The sequence below is a fragment of the Pseudomonas sp. Pseusp97 genome, assembly GCF_047304025.1.
Taxonomy (GTDB): Bacteria; Pseudomonadota; Gammaproteobacteria; order Pseudomonadales; family Pseudomonadaceae; genus Pseudomonas.
Map to the genome: position 1 here is coordinate 1 of NZ_JBGLYK010000189.1, position 11,651 is coordinate 11,651.

Here is an 11,651-nt window from a genome sequence, read left to right on the forward strand (position 1 = left end):
GGCCCAGCCGGTGCACCTGGCCATCGCCCGCCAGGCTGCGCAGCGTGGCGCTGAGGTAGCGCTGCTCTGCGGTGACGAGGAAGTCGACTACGCGGCGCTGGAGCGTGACTCCAACCGCCTGGCCCATCGCCTGATGGCGCTGGGCGTTGGCCCGGAAGTCCGCGTCGGCGTGGCCTTGCCGCGCAGCGTGCGCATACCCCTGGCGCTGCTGGCGGTGCTCAAGGCAGGCGGTGCCTATGTTCCGCTGGACGCCGAGTACCCGCGCGAACGCCTGGAGTTCCAGATGGCCGACGCCGGTATCGCGCTGCTGATTACCGACAGCCGCCTGCGCGAGCGTTTGCCGCTGCCGACGGGCGTGACCTGCCTGGAATTGGATGGACTTGATCTCTCCACCGAGGACAGTGACCTGCCAGTGGTGGCGCTGGAGCCGGAAAATCTCGCGTACCTGATCTACACCTCCGGCTCCACCGGCAAGCCCAAGGGCGTGGCGGTCAGTCATGGCCCGCTGGCCATGCACTGCGCGGCCATCGGCGAGCTGTACCGGATGGACGCCGCGACCCGCGAGCTGCACTTCATGTCCTTCGCCTTCGACGGCGCCCACGAGCGCTGGCTGACCACGCTGGTGCATGGCGGCAGCCTGGTGCTGCGTGGCGACGAGCTGTGGACGCCCGAGCAGACCTACCGCGTGCTGCACGACAAGCAGGTCAGCGTCGCGGCCTTCCCGCCGGTGTACCTGCAGCAACTGGCCGAGCACGCGCTGCGCGACGGCAACCCGCCGCCGGTGCGCATCTACTGCTTCGGCGGCGATGCGGTGCCCAACGCCAGCTTCGAACTGGCCAAGCGCGCGTTGCGTGCCGAGCACCTGATCAACGGCTACGGCCCCACGGAAACCGTCGTCACGCCGCTGCTCTGGAAGGCCGACCGCGCCACCGCCTGCGATGCCGCCTATGCGCCCATCGGCAAGGGCGTCGGTGCGCGCAAGCTGTACATCCTCGACGAGCAGCTGCGCCAGGTGCCCCTGGGTGTGGCCGGCGAGCTGTACATCGGCGGCGATGGCTTGGCGCGCGGTTACCACGAGCGTGCCGGGCTGACGGCCGAGCGCTTCGTCGCCGATCCATTCGATGCCGTGGGTGGCCGCCTGTACCGCAGCGGCGACCTGGTGCGCGGCCGTGCGGACGGCGTGATCGACTATGTCGGGCGCATCGACCATCAGGTGAAGATTCGCGGCTTCCGCATCGAACTGGGCGAGATCGAGGCGCGCCTGCAGGATCACCCTCAGGTCAGCGAGGCGCTGGTGGTGGCGCGCGACGGTATCAGCGGCAAGCAACTGGTCGGCTACGTGGTCGGCGAAGCGGAAGGCGATACGCTGCGCAACTTCCTTCGCGAGCAGGTGCCGGACTATATGGTGCCCGCGCAGATCCTCCGGCTGGAGCGCTTCCCGCTGTCGCCCAACGGCAAGATCGACCGCAAGGCGCTGCCCGAGCCGACCTGGCAGGGCGAGGCCTACGAGGCTCCGCGCAACGAACGCGAGCGCGCCCTGGCGGCAATCTGGCAGGACGTGCTGCAGGTAGAGCGCGTCGGCATCCGCGACAACTTCTTCGACCTGGGTGGAGATTCCATTCTCAGCCTGCAGATTGTCTCCCGCGCCCGCCAGGCGCTGGGCGAGGGCGTGGAAATCCGCCTGCGCGACCTGCTGCAGTACCAGACCATCGCCGGCCTGCTGGAGCGCGCCGAAAGCGTGGCCGAGGCAACGCCGATCGTGGCCGTGGAGGTGACAGACGACGGGGAATCCTTCGGCCTGTTGCCGATCCAGCAATGGATGTTCGACCAGCAACTGGAAGAACCGAACCACTTCAACCAGGCGGTGCTGCTGGAGTGCCGCCAGCGCCTGGACGCCGAGGCGCTGGAAGCGGCGCTGCAAGGCCTGCTGGCCGAGCATGGCAGCCTCCGGCTGTCGTTCGCCCGCGGGGCCGACGGCCTGTGGCGCCAGCGTTATCGCGAGGCTGCCGAAATCACCGGCGCGCTGCTCTGGCGGCGACAGGCGGCGAATACCGAGGAGGCGCTGCTGATCGCCAACCAGGCTCAGCGCAGCCTGGACCTGAGTGAAGGCCGGCTGCTGCGCGGCGTGCTCACCGACATGGCCGACGGCAGCCAGCGCCTGTTGCTGGTGATCCACCACCTGGCCGTGGACGGCGTGTCCTGGCGCATCCTGCTGGAGGAACTGCAACAGCGCTATGCCGCGCAAGTCTCAGGCGAAGCTGCGCCGCGCTTCGAGCGCACCAGCGCTTATCGCGCCTGGGCCGAAGGGCTGCACGACTATGCCGACAGCCAGCTGGCCCAGGCCGACCTGCCGTACTGGCTGGAGCAGACCGACACCGCCGGCCTGGGCGAGCCGCAGCGTGACAACCCGCGCGGCGCCGAGCGCATGGCGCATCTGGAACAGCTGTTCCTGCGCCTGGACCGCCAGCAGACCCAGCGCCTGCTGAAGGTGGCACCGGAGGCTTATCGCACGCAGATCAACGACCTGCTGCTGACCGCCCTCGGCCGCACGCTTTGCCACTGGTGCGAGAGTGAGTCGGTGCTGATCGGCCTGGAAGGCCACGGACGCGAGGACATCCTCGATGAGGTCGATCACAGCCGCACCCTGGGCTGGTTCACCAGCCTGTTCCCGCTGCGCCTGACGCCGGGGCAGGGCGACTACGCCCAGGCCATCCCGGCGATCCGCCAGCAACTGCGCGCGGTGCCGGACAAGGGCGTCGGCTACGGCGCCCTGCGCTACCTGGGTGACAGCGCGCTGCGCCGCCAGCTCGCGGCCCGCGCCGAGCCACGCGTCACCTTCAACTACCTCGGCCAGTTCGACCAGAGCTTCGACGACAAGGCCCTGTTCGTGCCGCTGCAGGAGAAGCCCGGCGACACCTACGCCGCCAGCACACCGCTGAACAACTGGCTGGAGATCGTCGGCCAGGTCTACGACGGCGAACTGACCCTGCGCTGCATGTTCAGCCGCCGGGTGTTCCGCCCGTCGCGCATCGAGGCGCTGCTGGCGCAGCTGCGCACTGAGCTGGAAGGAGTGATCGATCATTGCTGCGCCCGGGTGGAAAGCGGCGCGCGCCAGGAGCAAGCCACGGTATGAACGCATTGATGAAAGAGGTCGGCATGCTGCACCCGGAGATTTCCGCCTTCCTGGACATGGTCGACGAGGGCCGCCGCACGGGTCGCCCGGCGCTGCACGAGCTGCCGCTGGAGCAGGCGCGGCAGGACTTCGAGGCTTCCTCGGAATCGCTCAAGGCCGGCGCACCGTCGATGCCCGTGGAAGAACTGCTGATCCCGGCGCGGGAGGGCCGACAATTGCCGGTTCGCCTGTACCGGCCCGTGGGAGCTAGCGACGCGGCGATCCTGTATTTCCACGGCGGCGGCTACACGGTCGGCAGCCTGGATTCCCATGACGGGCTGTGCCGGTTGTTGGCGAAGCACTGTGGATGCGCGGTGATTTCGGTTGCTTACCGGTTGGCGCCGGAAGCACCGTTCCCGGCGGCGACCGTCGATGCGCGCGATGCCTGGAACTGGTTGCTGGGCTCGGCTGCCAGCCTCGGCCTGAATCCGCTCCGCCTGGCCGTGGGCGGCGACAGTGCGGGCGCGACGCTGGCCACCGTGCTCTGCGCGGAGCTGGCGGGCGAAGGTGCCGAGCAGCCTTGCGCCCAACTGCTGTTCTATCCTGCGGCGGACGCCAGCAAGCACAGCGAATCCCAGGAACTGTTCGCCGAAGGGTATCTGCTGGAGACGGCCAGCCTGGACTGGTTCTACCAGCAGTACGCGCCGGAGATGGCGCAGCGCCGTGATTGGCGTTGCTCGCCGCTTCACGGCGGTGCAGCGCTACAGGGCAGCGCGCCGGCACTGCTGTTCGCGGCCGAGTTCGACCCCTTGCTGGACGAAGGTCTTGCCTACGCCGGCACGCTGGTGGAGCAGGGTGTGAAAGTGGAGGCGGAGCGCTGCTGCGGCATGACCCATGACTTCCTGCGTATGGGCAACCTGGTGCCGGAAGTGGAGGGGTATTACCGGCGGGTAGCGGAGTTCCTGGCCGCCCACTGGTGAGTGGGTTCGAGCAAGGACTGGGCGTCCCCCTCGGTCCTACAGGTCAGCCTCTGCGCCCGGGTTCCTGCAGGAGCAGGCCGGGCCCTTGACCGAGCTTTCCGCTTGTATCAGAAGCACAACGGCGATCGAACGTAGGATGGTGTGGAGCGCAGCGATACCCATCGATTCCGGCGCGCTGGCAGCGGCATGGGTATCGCTAGCTCCACCCCATCCTACGACGGTGCTTGCCGGGGAAGGCGGCAGGGTGCGGTTCGCGAAGACCGTAGGGCGGATAACGCTGATGCGTTATGCACCCTACGATTTTTGGAGCGGGGCGCGCAGCCAGGGTCAGGGAATGAGAAATCGCTGACACGAGGGGAGCAGGCAAGATAGTTGCTCCTACCGGCGAATCGCGTTTTCAGCAGGAATAAAAAACCGGCCCTGCGGGCCGGTCGAAGGTAAAACGGGTACTGAAACCGACAGGCTTCAGGCGCGCTTGAGCACCAGGGTCAGGATGTCGTAGCTGGCCACCAGCTCGCCGAGTTGGTTGGTGACTTCCACGTCCCAGGCCACTACGCCCTGCGGCTCGCCCTTGGGGCTCTTCTTGCCCTGGTCGATCTTGCGCTTGCAGGTCAGGCGCGCCTGGATGGTGTCGCCGATGCCCACCGGGTTGATGAAGCGCAGGGTGTCCAGGCCGTAGTTGGCCAGCACCGGGCCGACGCCGGGGGAGACGAACAGGCCGGCGGCTGCCGAGAGCACGAAGTAGCCGTGGGCGATGCGCTTGCCGAACTGCGAGTCCTTCGCCGCCAGTTCGTCGAAGTGCATGTAGAAGTGGTCGCCCGACAGGCAGCCGAAGTTGACCAGGTCGGCTTCGGTAACGGTGCGGCGGTGGGTCAGCAGCGACTCGCCGATCTTCAGGTCATCGAAGTAGCGGCGGAACGGGTGGACCTCGGTCTCGTAGACCTTGGCGCCGCGCACGTACTCGCCGGTGACGGCCATCAGCATGGTCGGCGAGCCCTGTACGGCGGTGCGTTGCAGGTAGTGCTTCACCGCCCGCAGGCCGCCCAGTTCTTCACCGCCGCCGGCGCGACCCGGGCCGCCGTGCTTGAGCATCGGCAGGGGCGAGCCGTGGCCGGTGGATTCGGCGGCGGATTCTCGATCGAGGATGTGCAGGCGGCCGTGCAGCGCGCCCATGGCCGGCACGACCCTGGCGGCCACCTGCGGATCGCGGGTGATCAGACTGGCCACCAGGCTGCCCTTGCCGCGGGCGGCGAGGGCGATGGCTTCGTCGATGTCGTCGTAGGCCATCAGGGTGCTCACCGGGCCGAAGGCCTCGATGTCGTGCGCGCCGCCTTCGCCGTGCGGGTCGCGGCTGCGGAGCAGGGTCGGGGCGAAGAACGCACCTTCGTTGACGCCGTCGCCACGTGGGGCGAAGCCATCCTTGGCGCCGAAGACCAGCTCGCTGGATTTGAGCAGCGCCTCGACGCGCTCGGCGACGTCGGCCTGCTGGGCGTGGGAGGCCAGGGCGCCCATCTTCACGCCTTCCACCGACGGGTCGCCGATCACGACCTTGGCCAGGCGCTCGCGCAGGCGCTCGGCCACGGCGTCGATGTGCCTGGCCGGTACGATGGCGCGACGGATGGCGGTGCATTTCTGCCCGGCCTTGACAGTCATCTCGCGGGCCACTTCCTTGACGAAGAGGTCGAACTCCTCGTCGTCCGGAGTGACGTCCGGGGCGAGGATGGCGCAGTTCAGTGAGTCGGCCTCGGCATTGAACGGCACCGAGTGGCGGATCAGGTTGGGGTTCACGCGCAGCTTGGCGGCGGTGTCGGCCGAACCGGTGAAGGTCACCACGTCCTGGCCCTGCAGGCGGTCGAGCAGGTCGCCGGTGCCGCCGATGATCAGCTGCAGGCTGCCCGCCGGCAGCAGGCCGGATTCGTGCATCACACGGACGGCGGCTTCGGTGATGTAGCTGGTGGCGGTGGCCGGTTTGACGATGCACGGCATGCCGGCGAGGAAGCTCGGGGCGAACTTCTCCAGCATCCCCCAGATGGGGAAGTTGAAGGCATTGATGTGCACGGCGATGCCGCCGCGCGGCACCAGGATGTGGCTGCCCGCGAACTTGCCGGTCTTGCCCAGCGCAATGGCCGGGCCTTCATGGACGACGTTGCCCGAGGGCAGCTCGCGCCCACCGACGCCGGCGTAGGCGAACAGGGTGCCGGCGCCGCCTTCGATGTCGATCCAGCTGTCGGCGCGGGTGGCCCCGCTGTGGCGGGAGATCTCGTAGAGCTGCTCCTTGCGCTCGGTCAGGTACAGCGCCAGGGCCTTCAGGCGCTGTGCGCGCTGCTGGAAGTCCATTGACATCAGTTCTTTCAGGCCCTGCTCGCGGGCGTAGGCGACGGCTTGCGCGAAGTCCAGCGCCTCTTCGTGGGTGCGCGCCACGGTCTGGCCGTTGAGCGCGCTACGCAGCGCCTGGGCGCCATGCTGGCCGACCCAGCGGCCGCCGATGAAACTTTGCAGGATTGGCTCTTGGGCCATGGTTGTCTTCCTCCGGATCGCTACGCAAGGGTGCCGGTGTTAGCCGGTGACCGCCGCGCCGGATGGGCGTCGGCGGCGCGTTGTTCGTTGGCGGGATCGAGCCGCCGGATAAGGTTCGCCGGGGCCTTGCGGGCCGTAGGCGGTGGAGCAGTTCCTTGTAGGAGCGAGCTTGCTCGCGACCCGATTGGCACCGGCGCTACCGGCGGATCGCGGACAAGGTCCGCTCCTACGAGAGCGGCACCTGGCTCAACCTGTAGGAGCGGACCTTGTCCGCGAATCCTTCTGCGCACGCCGACGCAACGGCAGAGTGCGGGTTCGCGAGCAAGCTCGCTCCTACGAAAAGCCAGGTCAGAGCTGGTCGAAATCGAGCACCACGTCGTCGCTGATCGGGTACGCCTGGCAGCTCAGCACGTAGCCGGCCGCCACTTCGTAGTCTTCCAGGGCGAAGTTGCTGTCCATTTCCACCTCGCCGGAAACCACCTTGCACTTGCAGGTCGAGCACACGCCGGCCTTGCAGGAGTAGGGCAGTTCCGCGCCGTGTTCATTGCCGGCGTCGAGCACGCTGACGCTGTTGCGAGCCAGTTCGAAGGACAGCTCGCGGCCATCGCTGATCACGGTCACCCGGCTCTTTGCGCTGTCGGTCGCGGCTGCTGCCTGGCGGGCCTCGCGCCTGCCCTCGTTGCCAGCGGCAGCGAAGAGTTCGAAGTGGATGCGCTCGGCCGGCATGCCGTTGCCCTTGAGCTGGTCGCGCACGGTCTCGGTCATCGCCTGCGGGCCGCAGATGAAGGCGGCGTCGAGGCTCTTCACGTCGAGCCAGCGGCTGAACAGCTGGCCGCACTTGTCGGCGTCGATGCGGCCGTTGTAGAGGTCCACGTCCTGCTGTTCGCGGCTGAACACGAAGATCAGGTTGAGGCGCTGCAGGTAGCGGTTCTTCAGGTCTTCGAGCTGTTCGCGGAACATCGCGGCGTTGCTGGAGCGGTTGCCGTAGAGCAGGGTGACGCGGCTGTGCGGCTCGGTCTGCAGGGTGGTCTTGACGATCGACAGGATCGGCGTAATGCCGCTGCCGGCGGCGACCGCCAGGTAGTTGCCGTGGCGCGCGGGGTCCAGCTGGACGTTGAAATGGCCGGCCGGCGGCATGACCTCCAGGCTGGCGCCGGCCTTCAGGGCTTCGTTGGCATAGGCGGAGAAACGCCCGCCGGGTACGCGCTTGATTGCCACGCGCAGTTCGCCGTCATTGACGCCGCTGCAGATGGAGTAGGAGCGGCGTACTTCCTCGCCGTCGAGCTGGGTGCGCATGACCAGGTGCTGGCCGTGCTGGAAGCGGAAGCTGTCCGCCAGCTCCGCCGGGACGTCGAAGGCGATGGACACGGCGTCGCGGGTTTCCGCGCGCACTTCCTTGATTTTCAGGCTGTGGAACTTGCTCATTGTTCTTCTCCGGCGGCGCCGCCGCTCAGATGCACTTGAAGTAATCGAACGGCTCGCGGCAGTCCACGCAGCGGTACAGCGCCTTGCAGGCGGTGGAGCCAAACTCGCTGAGCTGCTCGGTGTGCAAGCTGCCGCATTGCGGGCAGCGCACCTCCAGGGTCTCGCCCAGCAGGCTGCGCTTGCTGGTGCTGCCAGCGGGAGGGGCGATGCCGTAGTCGCGCAGCGCCTCGCGGCCGCTGTCGCTGATCCAGTCGGTGGTCCAGGCCGGGTTCAGCCGGCGCTCCAGTTGCGGCGCGGCGAAGCCGGCTTGCTCCAGGGCGTGCTGGATGTCCTGCTCGATGACCTCGGTGGCCGGGCAGCCGGAGTAGGTCGGCGTGACCACCACGTGCAGGTGCCCGTCCTGCCAGTCGAGCCCGCGCACGATGCCCAGCTCGACGATGCTGACCACCGGCACTTCCGGGTCCATCACCGCGCCGAGCACGTTCCAGGCGCGGCTGAGGTCATCAGCCGTGCCGGCTCGCGCGCCGCGGTCGCTGGTAATCAGCTCACCAGGTCGCATCGGGGTAGGCCCGCTGGAGGAACTGCATCTCGGCCAGGAGAATGCCCAGGTGCTCGGTGTGCACGCCGCGACGGCCGCTGAGGTAGAAGTTCACCGCGGGCTCGGGCAGCGGCAGGGTCGCGGCGGCGAAGATGTCGGCGACCTTGGCCTTCCAGGCGGCGGCGAGTTCTTCCGGGTTTGGTGCCACGCCTTCGGCGAACAGGCGTCGCTCGATGTCATCCGCATTGCACAGCTCAACGGTGAAGCGCCACACCTGCGGGATAGCCGCGAGCATGCGCGCATGGCTTTGCTCAGTGCCGTCGCCCAGCCGCTGCATCCATTCGCCGGAGCGGCGCAGGTGGTAAGTGACTTCCTTCAGGCCCTTGGCGGCGATGGCGGCGATGCGTTCGTCGCTGGAGGTGCTCAGGGCGTGCAGTACGTGGAAGTGCCAGGCGTCATAGAGGAACTGCTTGGTGATGGTCACGGCGAAGTCGCCGTTGGGCTGCTCCACTAGCAGCAGGTTGCGGAACGCGCGCTCATCGCGGCGGAAGGCCAGGGCGTCGGCGTCGCGGCCGTCGTCCAGCAGTTCCACGGCGTACTCGTACCAGTTGCGCGCCTGTCCCACGAGGTCGAGGCCGACGTTCATCAGCGCCAGTTCTTCTTCCAGCGCCGGGGCGTGGCCGCACCATTCGCACAGGCGCTGGCCCTGGATCAGGGCGCTGTCGGCGAGGCGCAGCAGGTATTCGATCTTGTCGGAGTTCGGATTCATCGCGCGCGTCTCACATGTGGCCGACTTCGGGCGGCAGCTCGTAGAAGCTGGCGTGGCGGTAGACCTTGTCCTGCGACGGGTCGAACAACGGGTCCTTCTCGTCGGGGGAGGAGGCGGTGATCAGCGCGGAGGGCACGACCCACAGGCTCACGCCTTCGTTGCGGCGGGTGTACAGCTCGCGGGCGTTCTCGATGGCCATGGCGGCGTCGGCAGCGTGGACGCTGCCTACGTGCTTGTGATTCAGGCCGTGCTTGCTGCGCACGAATACTTCAAAAAGGGTCCACTCACTCATGGTGTTCTCCTGCTCATCCGGCATGAGCTGCTGCGCGTCGGCATAACGTCGTTGGAAACAGGCCCGGGCTTGCTCATTTACAAACGTAAACTCCGCGCCCGCGCCTGTTTCCGCCTGGTTCTGCTCTAGCTCGCCAGCTCAGAGGCGGAATTAGGCTGCGTCTTTCTTCTGTTGTTGTTTGCGGGCATAGGCGACCGCGGCTTCGCGGACCCAGGCGCCGTCTTCGATGGCCTTGCGGCGGGTGGCGACGCGCTCGGTGTTGCACGGCCCGTTGCCCTTGAGCACTTCGTAGAATTCTTCCCACTGGATGTCGCCGAAGTCGTAGTGGCCGCGTTCCTCGTTCCATTTCAGCTCCGGGTCCGGCGCGGTGCAGCCGAGCAGTTCGAGCTGCGGTACGGTCTGGTCGACGAAGCGCTGGCGCAGCTCGTCGTTGCTCTGCCGCTTGATCTTCCAGGCCATGGACTGGGCGCTGTTGGGGGAGTCGGCGTCGCTCGGGCCGAACATCATCAGCGCCGGCCACCAGAGGCGGTTGATGGCGTCCTGGACCATGTCCTTCTGCGCCTGGTTGCCGTGGCGCATCATGGTCAGGAGGATTTCGTAGCCCTGGCGCTGGTGGAAGCTCTCTTCCTTGCAGATGCGGATCATCGCGCGGGAGTAGGGGCCGTAGGAGGTGCGCTGGAGCACCACCTGGTTGACGATGGCGGCGCCGTCCACCAGCCAGCCCACCGCGCCCATGTCGGCCCAGTTCAGCGTCGGGTAGTTGAAGATGCTGGAGTACTTGGCCTTGCCGGAATGCAGCTTGGCGATCTCGGCGTCGCGTTCGGCGCCCAGGGTTTCCATGGCGCTGTAGAGGTAGAGGCCGTGGCCGGCTTCGTCCTGGATCTTCGCCATCAGCTGCAGCTTGCGCTTCAAGGTCGGTGCGCGGGTCACCCAGTTGCCCTCGGGCAGCATGCCGACGATCTCGGAGTGGGCGTGCTGGGAAATCTGCCGGATCAGCGTCTGGCGATAGGCGTCGGGCATCCAGTTCTTCGCCTCGATCTTGATCTCGGCATCGATCTTTTCCTGGAAGGCGCGTTCCTCGGGGGACATCTCCTCCAGCGCCTTGATGCGCTTCACGCCGGTCTCAACCAGTTGTGCGTACATGCTGCGTCTCCAGCCTTTTGTCTTGTTCGTGGGACGGCCTTGGCCATGGCTGTAGTTTTAAATGATACAGAAAAGAATGTCTAACGATAAATGATGTGTCGTAAATGGATTTTGTATCGCTTTGGCGAGTTTTCCGGGTGTTGCCCAGGCTGAAACAGCACAGTGTAAGGGCGCTATTTCGGTGAAATGTGCAGAAATAAGAAGAGATGCGAACTCGATGAGCCGTTCAGGTGCGACGCTTCCGGTTCGTAGGATTACGCATTGAAAAATGCGACGTGATACGAATGCTCGTATTGCCTTGGTATTTTTTGCGGAGGAATTTCAGGATTCTGTAGGAGCGAGCTTGCTCGCGAACCCGCTGGCCGGTGACTCTGGAGTCAGGCGGTTCGCGAGCAAGAACTGGGCGTCCCCCTCGGTCCTACGAAAAAGCCATAGGCGTCAGGCTTGGACGATCACCTCGAAGCCGCCGAAGATCATGCGTTGCCCGTCGAAGGGCATGTCGCTGAATTCGGTCTTCATCCGCGGGTCTTCCATGAACTTCTTCATGCCCGCGTCGCGCGCTTCCTTGCTCGGCCAGGTGATCCAGGAGAACACCACGGTCTCGTCCTCCTTGAGCTTCACGGCCATGGGGAAGGAGGTCACCTTGCCCTCGGGCACGTCGTTGCCCCAGCACTCCACGACGCCAAGCGCGCCGTACTCCTTGAACATCGCAGCTGCCTTGCGCGCCACCTCTATGTAGCGCTCGCGCTTGGCAGTGGGAACCGGTACGAGGAAGCCATCGACATAGTTCATCGTTCATCTCCTGCGGGTGGGCATGCGGCCGGATGCCGCCTGCTTTTGAGGAATAGTCGAAGGGCGGGGTGGGGGATCGACAG

The 11,651-nt window shown here is 66.6% G+C and carries 9 protein-coding genes; 2 read left to right on the top strand and 7 right to left on the bottom strand.

The genetic code is table 11. The features are described 5' to 3' along the window. Both ACCC94_RS23185 and ACCC94_RS23190 read left to right on the top strand, forming a co-directional pair. The coding region (locus tag ACCC94_RS23185) for an amino acid adenylation domain-containing protein (protein ID WP_413351938.1) at positions 1-3,133 on the top strand (3,133 nt) is incomplete at its 5' end. Continuing rightward, on the top strand, positions 3,130-4,092 hold the full coding sequence (locus ACCC94_RS23190; protein ID WP_413351939.1) for an alpha/beta hydrolase: 963 nt from the start codon (positions 3,130-3,132) through the stop codon (positions 4,090-4,092). The genes ACCC94_RS23185 and ACCC94_RS23190, both read left to right, overlap by 4 nt. A 465-nt stretch (positions 4,093-4,557) precedes the next feature. Here the strand turns inward: ACCC94_RS23190 and paaZ are convergent, their stop codons facing one another. The 7 genes from paaZ to ACCC94_RS23225 form a co-directional block, all read right to left on the bottom strand. Beyond that, complete coding sequence (gene paaZ, locus ACCC94_RS23195; protein WP_413351941.1) at positions 4,558-6,609, bottom strand: phenylacetic acid degradation bifunctional protein PaaZ; 2,052 nt, start codon at positions 6,607-6,609, stop codon at positions 4,558-4,560. 348 nt (positions 6,610-6,957) lie between these two features. Continuing rightward, on the bottom strand, positions 6,958-8,034 hold the full coding sequence (paaE, locus tag ACCC94_RS23200) for a 1,2-phenylacetyl-CoA epoxidase subunit PaaE (protein ID WP_413351942.1): 1,077 nt from the start codon (positions 8,032-8,034) through the stop codon (positions 6,958-6,960). Between the two features lie 25 nt (positions 8,035-8,059). Next, entirely contained in the window at positions 8,060-8,593 is a 534-nt protein-coding gene (gene paaD, locus ACCC94_RS23205) for a 1,2-phenylacetyl-CoA epoxidase subunit PaaD (RefSeq protein WP_413351944.1), read from the bottom strand. Next, positions 8,580-9,341, bottom strand: coding sequence for a 1,2-phenylacetyl-CoA epoxidase subunit PaaC (gene paaC, locus ACCC94_RS23210; RefSeq protein ID WP_413351945.1), 762 nt, complete (start codon positions 9,339-9,341; stop codon positions 8,580-8,582). The genes paaD and paaC overlap by 14 nt, the downstream gene beginning before the upstream one ends. 10 nt (positions 9,342-9,351) lie before the next feature. Continuing rightward, positions 9,352-9,633 carry a 1,2-phenylacetyl-CoA epoxidase subunit PaaB gene (gene paaB, locus ACCC94_RS23215; RefSeq protein ID WP_017520939.1) on the bottom strand — a complete coding sequence of 94 codons (282 nt, stop codon included), beginning with the start codon at positions 9,631-9,633 and terminating at the stop codon, positions 9,352-9,354. Between the two features lie 150 nt (positions 9,634-9,783). Then, complete coding sequence (gene paaA / locus ACCC94_RS23220; RefSeq protein ID WP_413351946.1) at positions 9,784-10,776, bottom strand: 1,2-phenylacetyl-CoA epoxidase subunit PaaA; 993 nt, start codon at positions 10,774-10,776, stop codon at positions 9,784-9,786. 438 nt (positions 10,777-11,214) lie between these two features. Beyond that, positions 11,215-11,568 (bottom strand): DUF1428 domain-containing protein, encoded by a 354-nt coding sequence (locus ACCC94_RS23225; RefSeq protein WP_413351947.1) that lies wholly within the window; start codon positions 11,566-11,568, stop codon positions 11,215-11,217. Positions 11,569-11,651 lie beyond the last annotated feature (83 nt).